General features: G+C 60.0%; 13 protein-coding genes and 1 pseudogene. 8 read left to right on the top strand and 6 right to left on the bottom strand.

Features of this window, described 5'->3' with window-relative positions:
* The first annotated feature begins 191 nt into the window (after positions 1 to 191).
* Positions 192 to 1,328: a hypothetical protein gene (locus HU731_RS20165; protein ID WP_186608190.1), complete on the top strand. Its 1,137-nt coding sequence runs from the start codon at positions 192 to 194 to the stop codon at positions 1,326 to 1,328.
* A gap of 191 nt (positions 1,329 to 1,519) precedes the next feature.
* Here the strand turns inward: HU731_RS20165 and HU731_RS20160 are convergent.
* Together HU731_RS20160 and HU731_RS20155 are read right to left on the bottom strand one after the other, a co-directional pair.
* Positions 1,520 to 1,707: pseudogene (locus HU731_RS20160) on the bottom strand (hypothetical protein).
* Between the two features lie 208 nt (positions 1,708 to 1,915).
* Positions 1,916 to 3,499: a peptide chain release factor 3 gene (locus tag HU731_RS20155; RefSeq protein WP_186608191.1), complete on the bottom strand. Its 1,584-nt coding sequence runs from the start codon at positions 3,497 to 3,499 to the stop codon at positions 1,916 to 1,918.
* Positions 3,500 to 3,831: 332 nt separating this feature from the next.
* On the opposite strand from HU731_RS20155, the gene HU731_RS20150 reads away from it, so the two are divergent.
* From HU731_RS20150 to HU731_RS20130, 5 genes are all read left to right on the top strand, one after another.
* Positions 3,832 to 4,548 carry an ABC transporter permease gene (locus HU731_RS20150; protein ID WP_003188475.1) on the top strand — a complete coding sequence of 239 codons (717 nt, stop codon included), beginning with the start codon at positions 3,832 to 3,834 and terminating at the stop codon, positions 4,546 to 4,548.
* Between the two features lie 20 nt (positions 4,549 to 4,568).
* Positions 4,569 to 5,462 (top strand): glycine betaine ABC transporter substrate-binding protein, encoded by an 894-nt coding sequence (locus HU731_RS20145; RefSeq protein WP_186608192.1) that lies wholly within the window; start codon positions 4,569 to 4,571, stop codon positions 5,460 to 5,462.
* Between the two features lie 12 nt (positions 5,463 to 5,474).
* Positions 5,475 to 6,128 carry an ABC transporter permease gene (locus HU731_RS20140; RefSeq protein ID WP_003188473.1) on the top strand — a complete coding sequence of 218 codons (654 nt, stop codon included), beginning with the start codon at positions 5,475 to 5,477 and terminating at the stop codon, positions 6,126 to 6,128.
* The gene (locus HU731_RS20135; RefSeq protein ID WP_003188471.1) at positions 6,125 to 7,282 is read left to right on the top strand and encodes an osmoprotectant ABC transporter ATP-binding protein OsmV; all 1,158 of its coding nucleotides are present in this window, start codon (positions 6,125 to 6,127) and stop codon (positions 7,280 to 7,282) included. The genes HU731_RS20140 and HU731_RS20135 overlap by 4 nt, the downstream gene beginning before the upstream one ends.
* 459 nt (positions 7,283 to 7,741) lie before the next feature.
* On the top strand, positions 7,742 to 8,905 hold the full coding sequence (locus HU731_RS20130; protein WP_014716890.1) for a type III PLP-dependent enzyme: 1,164 nt from the start codon (positions 7,742 to 7,744) through the stop codon (positions 8,903 to 8,905).
* 39 nt (positions 8,906 to 8,944) lie between these two features.
* On the opposite strand, the gene HU731_RS20125 is transcribed toward HU731_RS20130, so the two are convergent.
* On the bottom strand, positions 8,945 to 9,688 hold the full coding sequence (locus tag HU731_RS20125) for a tetratricopeptide repeat protein (protein ID WP_186608193.1): 744 nt from the start codon (positions 9,686 to 9,688) through the stop codon (positions 8,945 to 8,947).
* Positions 9,689 to 9,690: 2 nt separating this feature from the next.
* Positions 9,691 to 10,371 carry a Fe2+-dependent dioxygenase gene (locus HU731_RS20120; protein ID WP_186608194.1) on the bottom strand — a complete coding sequence of 227 codons (681 nt, stop codon included), beginning with the start codon at positions 10,369 to 10,371 and terminating at the stop codon, positions 9,691 to 9,693.
* Between the two features lie 205 nt (positions 10,372 to 10,576).
* Here HU731_RS20120 and HU731_RS20115 point away from each other — a divergent pair, with 205 nt between their 5' ends.
* Together HU731_RS20115 and HU731_RS20110 are read left to right on the top strand one after the other, a co-directional pair.
* A complete protein-coding gene (locus HU731_RS20115; protein ID WP_186608195.1) occupies positions 10,577 to 12,862 on the top strand; it encodes a TonB-dependent receptor in 2,286 nt (761 codons plus the stop codon).
* Between the two features lie 123 nt (positions 12,863 to 12,985).
* Positions 12,986 to 15,511: a PepSY domain-containing protein gene (locus HU731_RS20110; protein ID WP_186608196.1), complete on the top strand. Its 2,526-nt coding sequence runs from the start codon at positions 12,986 to 12,988 to the stop codon at positions 15,509 to 15,511.
* A 137-nt stretch (positions 15,512 to 15,648) separates the two neighbouring features.
* Here HU731_RS20110 and HU731_RS20105 read toward each other — a convergent pair whose 3' ends face one another.
* Together HU731_RS20105 and HU731_RS20100 are read right to left on the bottom strand one after the other, a co-directional pair.
* Positions 15,649 to 17,190: an alkaline phosphatase D family protein gene (locus HU731_RS20105; RefSeq protein ID WP_186608197.1), complete on the bottom strand. Its 1,542-nt coding sequence runs from the start codon at positions 17,188 to 17,190 to the stop codon at positions 15,649 to 15,651.
* A 181-nt stretch (positions 17,191 to 17,371) separates the two neighbouring features.
* On the bottom strand, positions 17,372 to 19,081 hold the full coding sequence (locus HU731_RS20100; protein WP_186608198.1) for a PTS fructose-like transporter subunit IIB: 1,710 nt from the start codon (positions 19,079 to 19,081) through the stop codon (positions 17,372 to 17,374).
* Between the last annotated feature and the right edge of the window lie 11 nt (positions 19,082 to 19,092).

The raw sequence follows: 19,092 nt of genomic DNA, 5'->3' as shown, positions 1-19,092 counted from the left end.
CACAAGAACGTAAGCCCCTTAGAAAGCACGTTGTTTTACAGCGCCCCTATCGATACAGCGGAATGAATAACGACATAAAAAATCAGTTCCATATTCAAAAAAGCCATAAACACCTGTTAGTTTTCACAGTAGTCTGAATGCAGAATTTGGGATTTAATAAATACTCAAATCCATCATTAACGGTGAAACACATGACCACCTTTACTGTGTATTTTTGCGGCACCAGCTCCAACCAATTTGATGACAGCAATAATAACTACTGGAATGGTGAACTGATTTCCACATTGGCTCAAAACACCCGAAGCCAAAATAATGAATTTGCCACTTGGATCATCATGGACGGACCTGGCAGTGGCAACTTACAAGCCGACGAAATGTTCACAAAGCCTGGCGGCTATTATCAAACGAGGGGAATGCTATTTGGGTCCGGCTGGGAGGAAAACGTCACCCATGCTATTAATATGATGAAAGGCAAGTTTACTTGGCAGCGAGAAAAATTAACCGCGGAAAACTATAAACAACTGGAAAATGCTGGCATCCCCATCGCAGACGTTAATACAACAGGTTGCTGGTTTTGGCGCAAATATGAATATGGCACACGTCAGGTTACGCCGCAGCAACTGCAAGAACAGATCATAAAAACCTTTCGTTCCGACGGCATTATTCCAACCCAGGTCAATTTAGTTGGTTGGAGCCGCGGAGGGGTTAGCTGCCATATGTTGGCGAACGCCATGCTAAATGATAGTGAACTTTCTGGGGTGCCCGTCAACATATTCGCGGTCGACCCAGTCCCAGGAGCCTTAAATTTTCAAGACAACAAAGTCAAACTTGGAAGTAACGTAAAAGAATATGTGGGTTTTTTTGCACGCGATGAACGATCATTCGGCTTTGACTGTGTTATTCCAGTTTTTTTCAGCGGCACTAAAGTTCACATTTACCCACTGTCCGGTCGGCACGCCACTCTAGTCGGTAATGCCGCAGCCGACGGAAAAAAGGGATCCAAACTGTATCCTGAACCAGGACAACTCGTTCGGCACTATGCGGAAACGTGTTTGGCTCGCTGGGGGGTTGGTCTGGAGAAGACGCTGAATTTGACGCCAACTCAGATAAACAGTTTGCTCGAAAAAATAAAAAACGACTCAGCGGGCTATGTGACGATGCGCAACACGGTTTACACTACCAGCACAAAAACAGGGGATGATCGTACTGTGAGCTTGGGTGATAAGGGAGTAGGACTCTCTACTATTCAAAGTAAAGATTATACGCCAGCACAAGGACTTTCTATAGGACACATCACTAGCCACGATTACTTTAAAGATATCGGCTGACCCAGTCGAACCTGACGTGGGGAAGGAAACCGGGTATTAAATACACACTTGAACACTGTATAATCAGACGTCAATAAAATATCGACGGTTTGATATTCTGCGCTTATTGCAGCCCTCCATTCTCAGCTACAAAGCCTCTCCCTCCAGATTGATTGTGCATCAGCTTGGAAGGAGGGGCTTTTTAACTCGACTCAGGTATCGTTTTCACCTTCAGGGCTGTCATCGTCGTCCGGCGACGCTTGCTGGTCATCATCATCCTTGGAACCGCCATGGTATTCATCACCAGGCTCTGCCTCGCTCTTGGCCACGCAGATGACGCCCCCAGCGACAACATCACAAACACTTTTAGCAACAGCACCCAACGTTGAAAGATAGTCATGGTCGATTTCCGTCCAGTCAATGAAACACGTGCGCCAACGTTCGACCGGCGCTATGAAGGAAGCTAGTTTCATTCTCGGGTTTATGCCAATAAGGCTTAAGGTATCGCCGCCATCGCAGGCAAGCCAGTTCTCACAATGGACCAGCGTTGCGCCCACAAAAAAGGGCGAAGCCATCACAGCTTCGCCCTTCTCTTAACCGCTCAAACCTTAATGGTGTTCGCGGGTCGCACGGAATTTCACATCCGGCCAACGCTCTTCCATCAACGCCAGGTTCACCCGCGTCGGCGCCAGGTAGGTCAGGTGACCACCGCCGTCGATTGCCAGGTTTTCCACGGCCTTGTTGGAGAACTCTTCCAACTTCTTCTTATCGCTGCAATCAATCCAGCGCGCCGAATACACGGTGATCGGCTCGTAAGAGCACTCCACCTTGTATTCCTCTTTCAAGCGGCTGGCGACCACATCGAACTGCAGCACACCCACGGCGCCGAGGATGATGTCGTTGCTGCGCTCGGGGAAGAACACCTGGGTGGCGCCCTCTTCGGCCAATTGCTGCAAGCCTTGGCGCAGTTGCTTGGACTTGAGCGGGTCACGCAGGCGCACGCGGCGGAACAGTTCCGGGGCGAAGTGCGGAATACCGGTAAAGCCCAGGGCTTCGCCTTCGGTGAAGGTGTCGCCGATCTGGATGGTGCCGTGGTTGTGCAAACCGATGATGTCGCCGGCGTAGGCTTCTTCGAGCTGTTCACGCTCGGAGGAGAAGAACGTCAGGGCGTCGCCGATGCGTACGTCCTTGCCGGTGCGCACGTGGCGCATCTTCATGCCTTTTTCGTATTTGCCGGAGCAGATGCGCATAAAGGCGATACGGTCGCGGTGTTTGGGGTCCATGTTCGCCTGGATCTTGAACACAAAGCCGGTGAATTTCTCTTCGACCGGTTCCACGGTGCGCTCGTTGGCGACGCGGGCCAGGGGTTTTGGCGCCCAGTCCACAACGGCGTCGAGCACGTGGTCGACACCGAAGTTGCCCAGCGCGGTACCGAAGAACACTGGCGTCAGTTGGCCGTCGAGGAACTCCTGCTGGTTGAACTCATGGCAGGCGCCCTGCACCAGCTCCAACTGGTCGACGAAACGGTCGTACTCGTCACCCAGGTGGGCGCGGGCTTCGCCGGAGTCGAGCTTCTCGATGATCTTGGTTTCGGTGCGTTCATGACCGTGGCCGGCGGTGTAGACAATGATGTAGTCGTCGGCCAGGTGGTACACGCCCTTGAAGTCGCGATAGCAACCAATCGGCCAGGTGATCGGCGCGGCCTTGATCTTCAGCACGGCTTCGATTTCATCCAGCAGCTCGATGGGGTCGCGGATGTCGCGGTCGAGTTTGTTGATGAAGCTGACAATCGGCGTGTCACGCAGACGGCACACGTCCATCAGCGCGATGGTGCGTGGCTCGACGCCTTTACCGCCGTCGAGGACCATCAGCGCCGAGTCCACCGCGGTGAGGGTGCGGTAGGTATCTTCGGAGAAGTCTTCGTGCCCGGGGGTGTCGAGCAGGTTGATCATGTGCTCGCGATACGGGAACTGCATGACCGACGTGGTAATGGAAATACCCCGTTGTTTTTCCATTTCCATCCAGTCGGAGGTGGCATGGCGGTCGGATTTGCGCGATTTCACCGTGCCGGCCACCGCGATCGCCTTGCCCATCAGCAACAGCTTTTCGGTGATGGTGGTCTTACCGGCATCGGGGTGGGAAATAATGGCGAAAGTGCGGCGTTTCGCGACTTCGGCGGCCTGGTGGGTCATGGGAAATCGCCTGGCAGGTGAGTCAAAAAAGGGCGGCGAGTATAGCGCAAACGCAAGGTTACGGACCACCGTTGAGCCCATTGGGGGTGGCTAAATGCTCCCAAGTGTGGAACCTTTTAAAAGGTAGAGACGTCCACTCCCCTGCTATCGCACTCGGAACAGGGGCTGAAAAATCAGCAAGTTAGCCTGACGAGGCTGCGCTCATGGCTCGATCGCATACTGCATTGCCAGTATCGGCGAGTTGCTTTTCGCGAACCCATTCCAAGGCAGCCAGTCATGGCCCTGCCGCTCGGAAATGTGTTCGCCGACAGAAGAAAAAAAGGAGTCCGCCTGTGGCTATTCGCTATGGCAAAGGGCTGATAGGAGCAGTGGTTGTCGTCGCTCTCCTGGCCCTGCTGGTCCACTGGATCGGCATCAACACGATCGAACTGTACCGCGACGATTTGTTGTTTTACCTGCAAGCTCACCTGATTCTCGTCCTAGTCTCCATGCTGGCAGCCCTGATTGTGGGCATCCCCGCCGGTATCCTGCTCAGCCGACCCAATATGGTCGGGCGCGCAGAACGTTTCATGCAGATCTTCAACATCGGCAACACCGTCCCTCCCCTGGCCGTACTGGCCATCGCCCTCGGCGTCCTTGGTATCGGCAGCGGCCCGGCCATCTTCGCGCTGTTCCTCGCCTCGCTCCTGCCCATCGTGCGCAACACCTACGAAGGCCTGAAAAACGTTCAGGGTTCCCTGAAAGAAGCCGCCACCGGCATCGGCATGACGCCACGTCAGGTGCTGTTTCGCGTGGAATTGCCCAACGCCGTGCCGATCATCATCGGCGGTGTGCGCGTGGCCCTGGCGATCAACGTCGGTACCGCACCGCTGGCCTTCCTGATTGGGGCCAACAGCCTGGGCAGCCTGATCTTCCCCGGCATCGCCCTGAACAACCAGCCGCAACTGTTGCTCGGCGCCGCGTGTACCGCACTGCTGGCATTGCTGCTTGATGGCCTGGTGACCATGGCCAGCCGCCTCTGGCTGGAACGCGGGTTGCGCCCGTCTTAAGGCCCGGTAAAGGAATTCACATGAAAAAACTGAGCTTGATATTAGGCTGCGTCCTGCTGCTTGCAGGTATTGCACAAGCCGCCGAAAAACCCGTGATCCGCATCGGCGCCCGGGTGTTCACCGAGCAGACCCTGCTCGCCGAAATCACCTCCCAGTACCTGCGCACCAAGGGCTACGACGCCCGCGTGACCGGCGGCCTGGGCAGCAACCTGGCGCGCAGTGCCCAGGAAAGCGGGCAACTGGACCTGATCTGGGAATACACCGGCGTGTCCCTGGTGGCCTACAACCATATCGACGAGAAACTCGACAGCGAACAGTCCTACGCTCGGGTCAAAGAACTCGATGGGAAAAAAGGCCTGGTCTGGCTGTCGCCGTCGCGCTTCAGCAACACCTACGCCCTGGCACTGCCGGAGAAAGTCGCGCAGGAACATCCCGAGATCAACAGCATCAGCGACCTCAACAAAGCCATGGCCCAGGAGACCAAAGAGCATCGCCTGGTCGCCCTGGACACCGAGTTCGCCAACCGCTCCGATGGCCTGGCCGGCATGGTCAAGCTGTACGACATGAACCTGACACGCAAGAACACCCGGCAGATGGACGCCGGCCTGGTCTACACCGCGCTGCGTAACGGCCAGGTGTTTGCCGGTTTGGTCTACACCACTGACGGTCGCCTTAACGCGTTCAAGTTGAAGCTGCTGGAAGACGACAAGCACTACTTCCCCGACTACACCGCAGCCCCGGTGATCCGCCAGGAATACCTCGACAAGCATCCGCAACTGGCTGCCGAGCTCAAGCCTTTGGCCAATCTGTTCGACGACGAAACCATGCGCCAGCTCAATGCGCGGGTCGACGTCAACCATGAAAGCCCGTCCGCCGTTGCCGCCGATTTCCTGCGCCAACATCCAATCAACTAAAAAGGAGAAGACATGGAATTTTTGAACGCCTTTTCCCATCTTGATTGGGCCCAAGTCCTGCACTTGACCTGGCAGCACATCACGCTGGTCGGCATCGCCGTGATCCTCGCGATTTTTATCGGCGTGCCCCTGGGCATTCTGATGACGCGTTTTCCGACCCTGGCCGGTCCCCTGCAAGCCAGTGCCACAGTACTGCTGACGGTGCCCTCCATTGCGCTGTTCGGCCTGCTGCTGCCGTTCTACTCTAAGTTTGGCCAGGGCCTGGGGCCGATGCCGGCGATCACCGCCGTGTTCCTCTACTCCCTGCTGCCGATCATGCGTAACACCTACCTCGCGCTGACCGGTGTAGAGCCAGGCATTCGCGAAGCCGCACGCGGCATCGGCATGACCTTCGGCCAGCGCCTGCGCATGGTCGAACTGCCGATTGCGGTGCCGGTGATTCTCGCTGGCGTGCGCACCGCCGTGGTGATGAACATCGGTGTGATGACCATCGCCGCCACCATCGGCGCCGGTGGCCTGGGTGTACTGATTCTGGCCTCTATCAGCCGCAGTGACATGTCGATGCTGATCGTCGGCGCCGTGCTGGTCAGTCTCTTGGCCATCTTCGCCGACCTGCTTCTGCAATGGCTGCAACGCTCGCTGACTCCAAAAGGATTGCTCAAATGATCGAACTTCAAAACCTGTCCAAGACTTTTCAAAGCAACGGCAAGACCGTCACCGCCGTCAACGATGTGAGCCTGACCGTCAATGAAGGCGAGATTTGCGTATTCCTGGGGCCCTCGGGCTGCGGCAAGAGCACCACGCTGAAAATGATCAACCGCCTGATCAAGCCCACCTCGGGCAAGATCTTGATCAACGGCGAAGACACCACCGACCTCGACGAGGTGACCCTGCGCCGCAACATCGGCTACGTGATCCAGCAGATCGGCCTGTTCCCCAACATGACCATCGAAGAGAACATCGTGGTGGTGCCCAAGCTGCTCGGCTGGGACAAACAGAAATGCCACGACCGCGCCCGCGAGTTGATGAGCATGATCAAGCTGGAGCCCAAGCAGTACCTGCATCGCTACCCGCGTGAATTGTCGGGCGGGCAGCAACAGCGCATCGGCGTGATCCGCGCCCTGGCGGCCGACGCACCGTTGCTGCTGATGGACGAGCCGTTCGGCGCGGTCGACCCGATCAACCGCGAGATGATCCAGAACGAGTTCTTCGAGATGCAGCGCGCGCTGAACAAGACCGTGATCATGGTCAGCCACGACATCGACGAAGCCATCAAGCTGGGCGACAAGATCGCCATCTTCCGCGCCGGCAAACTGCTGCAGATCGACCACCCGGACACGCTGCTGGCGCACCCGGCCGACGAGTTCGTCAGCAACTTCGTTGGCCAGGACAGCACCCTCAAGCGCCTGCTGCTGGTCAAAGCCGAAGACGCGGCGGACAACGCCCCGTCGGTGAGCCCGGAAACCCCGGTGGCCGATGCCCTGGAGTTGATGGACGAGCATGACCGCCGCTACGTGGTGGTCACCTGCGCCGAAAACAAAGCGCTGGGCTATGTTCGCCGCCGCGACCTGCACCGCCAGGCCGGCACCTGCGGCCAGTACCTGCGCGAGTTCAACGCCACGGCGGCGTATGACGAGCATTTGCGCATCCTGCTGTCGCGCATGTACGAGTTCAACCGCTCGTGGTTGCCGGTGATGGATGCGGAGCGGGTGTTCCTTGGGGAAGTGACCCAGGAGTCGATTGCCGAGTACCTGAGTTCCGGTAAGTCCCGTGGGGGCAAGACCAGTATTGTCTCGCCTGCCGAAACTGCTTTGGCTTGATAGATCGCTATCGCAGCGATGCGGCGACCCGACAAGCCAGCTCCCACATTTGAACTGCATTCTTATGTTGGAATGCATTCCCCTGTGGGAGCTGGCTTGCCTGCGATGAATACACCGCAAATCCATCTGATTAGCCCCATCCGGGGAACATCAATCCGTCACACCGGTCGGTTACATAAGTAGCTGCACGCGGCCGCGCGACGAACGCGTGCAAAAACGCGACATTTTTAGTTGATCCCACGCCCGCCAAGCCCTAAAGTTCGCGCCGAACGTCCATGCTGGAAACGATCCATCCGGCTCAAGTACTGACGACGAGACAGCAAGGCCAAGGGCAGCTTACCCCGTGGCCTTTTTGCTTTCGGCGACATGCCTTGGGAAGTAGGCGAACCAAAGTGGGGATACGGAGGACGTTCATTTGCACCCATTGCTAATTTCAGTTTGCCCTTAGGAGTTCCCAGCATGTCGATCAACGTCGAAGATTATTTCGCGCGCGCCACTTTTGACAAAATGAAGGCGTTCGCCGACAAGCAAGAAACCCCGTTCGTGGTGATCGACACCGCGATGATCAGCCAGGCCTACGATGACCTGCGCGCCGGTTTCGAATTCGCCAAGGTGTATTACGCCGTCAAGGCCAACCCGGCCGTCGAGATCATCGACCTGTTGAAAGACAAAGGCTCGAGCTTCGACATCGCTTCGATCTACGAGCTGGACAAGGTCATGGACCGCGGCGTCAGCGCCGACCGTATCAGCTACGGCAACACCATCAAGAAATCCAAGGACATCCGCTACTTCTATGAGAAGGGCGTGCGCCTGTTCTCCACCGACTCCGAAGCCGACCTGCGTAACATCGCCAAGGCCGCGCCGGGTTCGAAAGTGTATGTGCGTATCCTCACCGAAGGCTCGACCACCGCTGACTGGCCGTTGTCGCGCAAATTCGGCTGCCAGACCGACATGGCCATGGACCTGCTGATCCTTGCTCGCGACCTGGGCCTGGTGCCGTACGGCATCTCGTTCCATGTCGGCTCGCAACAGCGCGACATCAGCGTGTGGGACGCGGCCATAGCCAAGGTCAAGGTGATCTTCGAACGCCTGAAAGAAGAAGACGGCATTCACCTGAAGCTGATCAACATGGGCGGTGGCTTCCCGGCCAACTACATCACCCGCACCAACAGCCTGGAAACCTACGCCGAAGAAATCATCCGCTTCCTCAAGGAAGACTTCGGTGACGACCTGCCGGAAATCATCCTGGAACCTGGCCGTTCGCTGATCGCCAACGCCGGCATCCTGGTCAGCGAAGTGGTACTGGTGGCGCGCAAGTCCCGTACCGCCGTCGAGCGTTGGGTGTACACGGATGTGGGCAAGTTCTCCGGCCTGATCGAAACCATGGACGAAGCCATCAAGTTCCCGATCTGGACCGAGAAGAAAGGCGAGATGGAAGAAGTGGTCATCGCCGGCCCGACCTGCGACAGCGCCGATATCATGTACGAAAACTACAAGTACGGCCTGCCATTGAACCTGGCCATTGGTGATCGTCTGTACTGGTTGTCGACCGGTGCCTACACCACCAGCTACAGCGCCGTTGAGTTCAATGGGTTCCCGCCGTTGAAGTCGTTCTACGTTTAACCCCTCCCCCGCTCGTTCCCACGCTCTGCGTGGGAACGATCAGGTCGCGGCTCGTTGTCGGTAGGCCTCGGCCATGGCGCGAATTCGCGGATCGTCCGCCAGCGCCAGGGCCTTGTGCGCCGTTCGCAGGAATTTGAGATTCCCGCCTTCCAGCGCCTTGTGCAACCACTCCAGTGCCGCATCGACCTGGCCGCTGTCGGCCAGCACTGCCGCATGGCTGAACTGCCCGCGAAAATCCCCTGCCTCGGCTGAACGGCGATACCACTCGACAGCCGCCTCAAGATCCTTGGGGCAATGCTGCCCGTCTTCCAGGTAACGCCCGAGCAGGTTCATGGACTTGGCGTGGCCCTGCTCGGCGGCCTGGCGATACAGCGCCAGTGCTTGCGCCTGGTCTTCTACAACGCCACGACCGGTCGCCAGCAGATTGGCGTAGTTGTACTGCGCCCAATCCAGCCCGGCGTGTGCCGCCCGGCGATATTCCTGCGCGGCTGCTGCTTCATCGACGGCACAGCCCCAACCATGCTCCAGGCAGCGCCCGGTCATATTGCGCGCCATCAGGTGCCCGCCCTGCGCGGCAATCTGGAACCAGCGCAGCGCCAAGGCTTCATCGCGCGCAATGCCGCGCCCTTCCAGCAATATTTGCCCGAGCAGGGCCTGGGCATCGACCACACCTGCCTTGGCTGCGATCAGGATGGCCTGGGCGGCGCGCACCGGGGAATCATCGAGCATGCTTTGTAATTGCTCGACATTGAGCACTTCTTCGCGGCGCAATAAAAAGCCCATGCTCAGACCTCGACCCAGCGGCGCAACAGGTTGTGGTAGGTGCCGGTGAGTTGGATCAACGCGGGGTGGTCGGGGACGTCGCGGGTCAGTTGCTGAATGGCGCCGTCCATCTCGAACAGCAAGGTGCGCTGGCTGTCTTCGCGCACCAGGCTTTGGGTCCAGAAGAACGAGGCATAGCGCGCGCCACGGGTCACCGCGTTGACCTTGTGCAGGCTGGAGCCGGGGTACAGCACCATGTCGCCGGCAGGAAGCTTGACTCGCTGTACGCCGAATGTGTCCTGGATCTCCAGTTCCCCACCGTCGTAGTCGTCGGGGTCGCTGAAGAACAGCGTGGACGAAAGGTCGGTGCGCACGCGCTCATGGCTGCCTTTGGGTTGGCGCACCGCGTTGTCGATATGAAAGTCGAAACTGCCGCCAGCGGTGTAGCAGTTGAGCAATGGCGGGAAGACTTTATGCGGCAGCGCGGCCGACATGAACAGCGGGGTGCTCCACAACCGTTCCAGCATCGCCGCGCCGATTTCCTTGGCCAGGGGGTGGCCTTCGGGTAATTGCAGGTTGTGCTTGGCCTTGGCCGACTGGTGCCCGGCGGTGATTTTGCCGTCAGCCCATTCGGTCTCTTCTAGGGCCTGGCGAATGCGCAGCACCTCCTCGCGAGAGAACAGGCCGGGAATGTGCAGCAACATGGGGCAATACCTGCGATCAGAGAGGCGTCAATGGTATTGATTCTTATCCGCCCTGTAAAACACGGGGACGAACGAGAAGGCAAATTCCGTAACAAAAAAGTGTAAAGAATGTAAATTTGATGCGAATAGCAATATCTCGCAATTGATACAAAGTCTTGTTGGCCCTATATTCCGCGGCCTCACATCCTTGGGGAAGGGACACGTCATGTCGCGCACTATTCTAAAAATACCGGTCAGTTCACCACGCATGCTGGCTTCGGCCATCGGCGTAGCTCTGAGCGCCGGCTCCGCCGCCCACCTGGCGCAGGCGGCTGAAAATACCGAGCCAAAAGGCGAGCGCAACCCTATCTCCCTCGGCGCCACCAACATCACAGGGCAAGAGCAGGACAACACCTCCTACCAGGTCGAAAAAGCCTCGTCGCAGAAGTACACCGCACCGCTGGTGGACACGCCACGTTCGGTCACCGTGGTGCCGCAACAAGTACTCAAGGACACCGCCGCCACCTCGTTGCAGGATGCCTTGCGCACCGTACCGGGTATCACCTTCGGTGCCGGTGAAGGTGGCAACCCTCAGGGCGACCGTCCGTTCATCCGTGGTTTTGACGCTCAGGGCGACACCTACCTCGATGGCGTACGCGATACCGGCGGTCAGAGCCGCGAGATCTTCGACATCGAGTCCATCGAAGTCAGCAAAGGCCCCAACTCCTCGTTCGGCGGCCGTGGTTCGGCCGGTGGCAGCCTCAACCTGGTGAGCAAGACCCCACAAGCGCGGGACTTCACCAACGGCGGCTTTACCTACGGCTCCGACCAGACCCGCCGCTACGTGCTCGACGTGAACCGCCAGTTCCTCGACGACAGCGCGGCATTCCGCCTGAACCTGATGAGCCATGAACAAAACGTGGCTGGCCGCGATGCGGTGAACTACGACCGTTGGGGCGTGGCACCGTCGCTGACGTTTGGCCTGGGCACGCCGACCCGCGTCAACCTCAGTTATTACCATATGGAAAGTGATGACCTGCCGGATTCGGGGATTCCGTATGGCTATGGCTCAGCAACCGCCACGGCCCACGTGCATGACAAACCCAACGACGGCGGCGACAGCAACAACTTCTACGGTTTGAAAAGCCGTGACTTCCGCAAGACCCGCGCGGACATCAGCACGTTCTCCATCGAGCACGACCTGAACGACAACATGACGCTGAAAAACACCCTGCGCCACGGCAGCACCGGCCAGGACTATGTGCTCACTCAGCCGGATGACAGCAAGTTCAACGTCAACCGCTATGGCACCGTCTGGCGCCGCGCCAACAGCCGTGTCTCCACCACGACCACAACCACCAACCAGACTGACCTGTTTGGCAGCTTCCAGGCCCTGGGCTTCAAGCACACTTACTCCACTGGCCTGGAATTTACTGGTGAAGAAACCCGTGTCAGTGGCTACACCGTCAGCCCTAATGCGAACCCGGTGTGCACCACCGCCAAGGGCAGCCTGGGCGGCCAGTGCACCTCACTGAGCAACCCAAACCCCGACGATGCCTGGAACGGCAGCATCACCCGCAACTACAACGGCACCAACACCAAGGCCACCAGCCGCGCCGCGTACGTGTTCGATACCATCGAGCTCGATCCGAAATGGCTGCTGAACGTAGGCTTGCGTTACGACACCTTTGACACCGAAGCCAACACCAACGCCGTCGCCGGACGCACCAAGATCAAGGACGATAGCCAGTTCTTCAACTGGCAGGCCGGCCTGGTCTGGAAGCCGGTGGAGAACGGCAGCATCTACGCCTCGTACGCAACATCGGCCACGCCAGCCGGTGGCCTGATAGGCGAAGGTTCCGACGGCAACCCACTGTCTGCCGGTGCCGCCACCAGCGACTTGCAGCCAGAAGAAACCGTCAACTACGAACTGGGCACCAAGTGGGACCTGTTCCACGACCGCCTGTCCCTGACCGCAGCTATCTTCCGCACCGAGAAGAAAAACACCCGCATCCTGGTGGATGCACTCACCTACCAGAACGCCGGTGAATCTCAGGTCGATGGCATCGAGTTGTCCGCCAGCGGCAAAATTACCGAACAATGGCAGGTGTTTGCGGGCTACAGCTATCTGGACAGCGAACTGGTTAAATCCGGCCTCAACGGGCGTAACGGTGTCGTGAGTTCCGGCTCCAGCAAGGGCAACCAAATGCCCAACACGCCGAAGAACTCGTTCAGCCTGTGGACCACCTACGACGTGACGCCCAAGCTGACCATCGGCGGCGGCGCCTTCTATGTCGATCAGGTTTACGGCGACGTCGGCAACACGGTGTATGTACCCTCCTACACCCGCTACGACGCCATGGCCAGCTACAAGCTGACCAAGAACGTCGACCTGCAATTGAACGTGCAGAACCTGACTGACAAGACCTACTACGACAAGGCTTTCTCCACGCACTTCGCCAACCAGGCGGCCGGTCGTACGGCGTTATTGACCACCAGCTTCCACTTCTAAAAGCGGTAAAGTTCCAGCCAGAAGCCCCACACATCGGATGCGTGGGGCTTTTGCGTGTTCCCAGGCAACTCACGGCATAATGCGCGCCGTGATCAGATATCCAGCTAAGCGAGGCGCTCCGACGTGTTGAAGAAAACCCTGTTCCAGTTGCATTGGTTCTTCGGCATCACGGCCGGGCTGGTGCTGGCCTTGATGGGGGTCACCGGGGCCACGTACTCGTTTCAGGACGAGATCCTGCGGGCGCTCAACCCCACCGTGTTGAGCGTGCAGAAACGCGAAGCCGGTGTACTGCCGCCCGCCGAGTTGGTACGCAAGTTGGAAGCGGCCGAAGGCAAGACCGTGGCCATGCTGTGGGTAGAAAGCGACAGCGGCAACGCCGGCCGCGTGTCCTTCACCCCGCCACCGGGCGAGCGCCGTGGCCAGATGCGCTACTTTGACCCGTACACCGGCGACTACATGGGCGACGCGGTCGGCCAGGACCTGTTCGGCTTTATCCTGCAACTGCACCGTTTCCTCGCCATCGGTGACACCGGGCGCAATATCACCGGCGCCTGCACCCTGATCCTGTTGTTCTTCTGCCTCTCCGGCCTGTACCTGCGCTGGCCGCGCCAGGTGAAAAGCTGGCGCGTCTGGCTGACCCTGGACTGGCGCAAAAAGGGCCGCAGCTTCAATTGGGACCTGCACTCGGTATTCGGCACCTGGTGCCTGCTGTTTTATCTGTTGGCGGCACTGACCGGGCTGTATTGGTCCTACGACTGGTACAACCGTGGCGTGACCAAACTGCTGTCCGACGCGCCGCAGAACGAGCGCATGCGCAAGCGCGGCCCAGCCCCCGCTGGCCCGGCTCCGGTGGCCAACTACGACGCGATCTGGAGCAGCATCTACAGCAACGCCGGCCCCGACTTGAGCGCCTACAACATTCGGATGCCGCCGGTGGCCGGGCAACCGGCCACTGTGTATTACCTGCTCAACTCATCGCCCCATGACCGCGCGCTGAACCAGATCAACCTGGACCCGGCCACCGGCGAGGTCAAATCCCACGAGCGCTACGCCAGTAAAAGCCTCAAGGCGCAGTTGCTGACCAGTGTGTATGCGCTGCACACCGGCAGCTATTTCGGCCTGGTCGGGCGGATTGTCCTCACCGTCAGTTCACTGCTTATGCCGCTGTTTTTCATCACGGGCTGGCTGCTGTACCTGGACCGACGCCGTAAAAAGCGCCAGGTCCGCGATGCCCGCAAAGGTCTGACAGGTAACCACAGCGATGCGCCGGCCTGGCTGATCGGCTTCGCCAGCCAGAGCGGCTTTGCCGAACAACTGGCCTGGCAAACGGCCGGGCAATTACAGGCTGCGGGCCTGGCGGTGAAGGTGCAGCCCCTGGGCAGTGTCAGCCCTGACGACCTCAGCCAATCGCAAAACGCGCTGTTTGTGGTCAGTACCTTCGGCGACGGTGAAGCCCCCGACAGCGCCCGTGGTTTCGAGCGCAGCGTGCTCGGCCAGGCGCTGCCCCTCAAAGGCTTGAACTACTCGGTGCTGGCCCTGGGCGACCGGCAGTACGAGCATTTTTGCGGCTTTGCCCGGCGCCTGCATTTCTGGCTGACCAACCAGGGCGGCACCCCGCTGTTTGCTCCGGTTGAAGTCGACAGTGGCGACACCCTGGCGTTGCAGACCTGGCAACAGCAACTGGGCCAGCTCACCGGGCACGCACCGACAGCGGCCTGGCCGACGGCTCATTACGAAAACTGGACCCTGAGCCAACGCACCCTGCTCAACCCCAACAGTGTCGGCTCGCCCGTCTACCTGCTGGGCCTGACGTCCACGTCTGCGCATAGCTGGCTGGCTGGCGACCTGGTGGAAGTCCTGCCGCGTAATTGCCCCTGGGCCATCGAACACTTCCTGGCCGGCCTGGGCTTGGTCGGCAGCGACGGCGTGGTGATCGACGGCGTCGCCCACACCCTCGACCAGGCCCTGGCCACGCGCCAACTGCCGGACAACCGCACGCACCTGGTCGGCCTGCACGCCCAGGCACTGGTGGACGCGCTGGTACCGCTGGGCATGCGCGAATACTCCATCGCCTCGATTGCCAGCGACGGTGTGCTGGAGCTGATCGTGCGCCAGGAACGCCACCCCGACGGCAGCCTGGGGCTTGGCTCCGGCTGGCTGACCGAACACGCCGCCCTCGGCTCGGCCATCAGCCTGCGCTTGCGGCGCAACAGCGGCTTCCATTTGCCCGACGCGCCCGTGCCGCTGATTCTGCTGGGCAACGGCACCGGCCTGGCGGGCCTGCGCAGCTTGCTCAAAGCACGCATTGCCGACGGCCAGCAGCGCAACTGGCTGCTGTTTGGCGAGCGCAATATCGCCCACGACTACCTGTGCCAGAACGAACTGCAAGGCTGGCTCGCCAATGGAGATTTGGCCCTGCTGGACCTGGCGTTTTCCCGGGACCAGGAGGAGAAAATCTACGTACAGGACCGTTTGCGCGAATCAGCGGATGTGCTGCGTAAATGGCTGGCGGATGGCGCGGCGATTTATGTATGTGGCAGCTTGCAAGGGATGGCGACGGGCGTGGATCAGGCACTGGCAGACATCCTGGGCAATGAGGCGCTGGAGCGCCTGATCGAACAGGGCCGCTATCGTCGGGATGTCTACTGACCCCGCTAATGCCTGCCCTCTGTAGGAGCGAGCTTGCTCGCGAAGAACGTCAACGATAACGCGGGCTTCCTGAATAACGCGGCGTCTATGAGTTTTTCGCGAGCAAGCTCGCTCCTACAGTTTTGATTGCATTCCAATCAGATGGGTTGCAGCTTTTGCTCAAACACCGAGACGCCATCGAGATCGCGCAGCATCACCGTCAACTCCGCCGTCTGCCCATCAATCTGCACCTCACCAAAAAACTGGAAACCCGCAAACGGCGAGGTGTTTTGCGCTGGTGGCGCCTTCTGGAACACCACGTGCGGGCCGAAGGTTTTATCCAGTGGGTTGGGCCCGAAGCTTCCGGCATTCAACGGCCCTGCCACAAACTCCCAGAACGGCTCGAAATCCTGGAACGCCGCGCGGTCAGGGTGGTAATGATGCGCCGCGCAGTAATGCACATCGGCCGTCAGCCACACGTGGTTGCGCACCTTGTGCTCATGCAGGAACCCCAGCAGTTCGGCGATCTCCAGCTCACGCCCTTGCGCCGGGCCAGGGTCGCCGTTGGCGATCGCTTCCCAGCGCGCCACACCGGGGCTGACTTCACCGTCGGGTACGCCCAGGCCGATGGGCATGTCGGCGGCGACCACCTTCCACTGCGCTTGCGACGCCTTGAGCCCGCGCTTGAGCCAGTCCAACTGTTCACGACCGAGGAAGGGTTTTTCAGCGCCCAGGTTGTCGTCATTCGGCCCGCGATAGCTGCGCATATCCAACACAAACACATCCAGCAGCGGCCCATAACTGAGCTTGCGATAAATGCGCCCGCCACCGTCGGCGCTCTGTCGGCGCATGGGTGAATATTCCAGCCAGGCCTGGCGGGCACGGCCCACCAGAGTGTTGATGTCGCGGGTCTGGTAACGCTCATCCAACTGCTTGCTCGATGACCAGTTGTTGATCACCTCGTGATCGTCCCACTGCCAGATCTGCGGCACCTCGGCATTGAAGCGGCGCACGTTTTCATCCAGCAGGTTGTAGCGGTAATTGCCGCGATATTCATCGAGGGTTTCCGCGACTTTGCTCTTGGCTTCGGTGGTGATGTTGCGCCAGATGCGCCCGCCTTCGGTGGTGATCTGCGCGGGGACTGGGCCGTCGGCATAGATGGTGTCGCCGCTGTGGATAAAAAAGTCCGGCAGCCGCAGGCGCATGGCTTCATAGATGCGCATGCCACCGATGTCCGGGTTGATGCCGAAGCCTTGGCCGACGGTGTCGCCGCTCCACACAAAACGGATGTCACGACGCTGTTGCGGCACGCTACGCAAGTGGCCGAACCAGGGTTCACTGGCAATGCCGCTCTGGGCGTCTTCGAAATGCACGCGGTAGAAAATCGCCTGGTCGACCGGCAGCCCGGTGAGTTCGACACGGGCGGTAAAGTCGGTGCGGCTGTCAGCCAGGGGCGAGACGAAACGGCGCGGGTTGCTGAACACACTGCGGGTATCCCACTCCACCACCATCTTCGCCGGGCGGTCGCTGCGGCTCCAGATCATGGCGCGGTCGCCCTGCAGGTCGCCCGACTGCACGCCGTCAGTGAGTTGCGGTCGGTCCTTCACCGAAGCGATCACCGCCGGCGCCAGGCCCGGCAGCAAAAGGCCGGCGCCCACGGCTTGCATCACACGGCGGCGGCCCAGATCGAAGTGGCTCATGCAGGTGCCCTCTTGAGTATCAAAAGGGCCACTAAAGCATGATGGGATGAAGCGCAGATGACAGGATCCAACGCTAGGAGCGAGCTTGCTCGCGAAAAACGTCAACGATCACGCGGGCTTGCTGAATGAGCGCGGCGCCTTTTAGTTCTTCGCGAGCAAGCTCGCTCCTACAGGGTATTGGTCAGGCAGTAACGGCCAGCTCGGCCGCTTCCGGCCGCTTGAGCAGGGCATACACCAGCCCGGTCAACACACTGCCCGCCACAATCGCCAACAAGTACAACAACGCATGGTTCATCGCATTCGGAATCACCAGCACAAACAAGCCGCCATGGGGCGCGGCGAGTTTGCAGCCAAAGTACATCGACAGCGCACCGGTCAACGCGCCGCCGGCGATGCTGGCGGGAATGACGCGCAGCGGGTCTTTGGCGGCGAAAGGAATCGCGCCTTCGGAGATAAAGCACAGCCCCAGGATCATCGCCGCCTTGCCGGCTTCGCGTTCGGTCTGGGCGAACTTGCGTCGGGCCAGTAACGTAGCGATGCCCATGCCAATCGGCGGCACCATGCCGGCGGCCATGGTCGCGGCCATCGGCGCGCCGCTCGAGGCGGCCAGCAGGCCGACCGAGAACGCATAGGCCGCCTTGTTGATCGGCCCGCCCAAGTCCACGCACATCATGCCGCCGAGCAAAATGCCCAACAGCACCGCGTTGGTGGTGCCCATGGTGCTGAGGAAGTCCGTCAGGCCCGTGAGCAAGCGGGCGACCGGTGGCCCCACTAGGTAGATCATCACCAAACCGGTAAACAGGCTCGCCAATAACGGGATGATCAGGATCGGCTTGAGCGCTTCCAGGCTCTGGGGCAGTTGCACCGCGCGGCTGATCAGCTTGACGCAATACCCGGCGACGAAACCGGCGAGGATGCCGCCAATAAACCCAGCCCCCAGCGTCCCCGCCAGCAGCCCGCCAATCATGCCGGGCGCAAGGCCGGGACGGTCGGCAATCGAGTAGGCGATGTAGCCCGCCAGCAGCGGCACCATCAACAGGAACGCCTGGTCACCCACGGATTTGAGCGCCGCCGCCAAGGTGCCGGGCTGCTCGAAAGCATGGATGCCGAACACAAACGACAAGGCGATCAGCAAGCCCCCCGCCACCACCATCGGCAGCATGTACGACACGCCGGTGAGCAGGTGTTTGTAGATCCCGGTTTTCTCGGCCTTGGCCGCTGCACCGCTGGCCGCGCTTTCCACTGCGCCTTCGGCGAGGGCCTTGTTGAGGATGGCTTCGGATTGCTTGAGGGCAATGCCGGTGCCACAGCGGTAAATCTTCTTGCCGGCGAAACGCTCGGTGGCCACTTCGATATCGGCCGCGAGCAATACCACATCGGCCTCGGCAATCGCCTGGGGGCTCAACGGCGTGCGTGCGCCCACCGAACCTTGGGTCTCGACCTGCAAGTCATAACCCAGGCGCAGGGCCGTCTGCTGCAAGGCTTCGGCGGCCATGAACGTGTGGGCCACACCGGTGGGGCACGCGGTAATCGCGACGATACGCGGCGCAGCCTTGGCCGCCACCGGGGCGGCGTTGGCGACATACACCTGGGCCTCTTCAGCCCCACGGCGCAACACGCCTTCGACATCCGCCAACGCCTGGGCGGGCGTGCTCTGGAACACACGCTTGCCGACAAACCGCTGCATATCTACCGGGGTACTGCTGACCAGCAGCACCCACTCGGCATCATCAATCGTCGCCTGGGACAACTGGCGCTCCGGGCGCTGCACATCGACGACTTCAACACTGGTGTGCAAGCCCATGCGCTGGGCGGCGGCGTCCAGCAAGCGGGCGCACAGCACACTGGTGACCATGCCGTTCGGGCAGGCGGTAACAATGGCTAACTTCATCACAAACCCTC

This window comes from Pseudomonas salmasensis (genome assembly GCF_014268375.2).
Lineage (GTDB): Bacteria > Pseudomonadota > Gammaproteobacteria > Pseudomonadales > Pseudomonadaceae > Aquipseudomonas > Aquipseudomonas salmasensis.
This window is presented reverse-complemented; position numbering and strand designations above follow the sequence as displayed.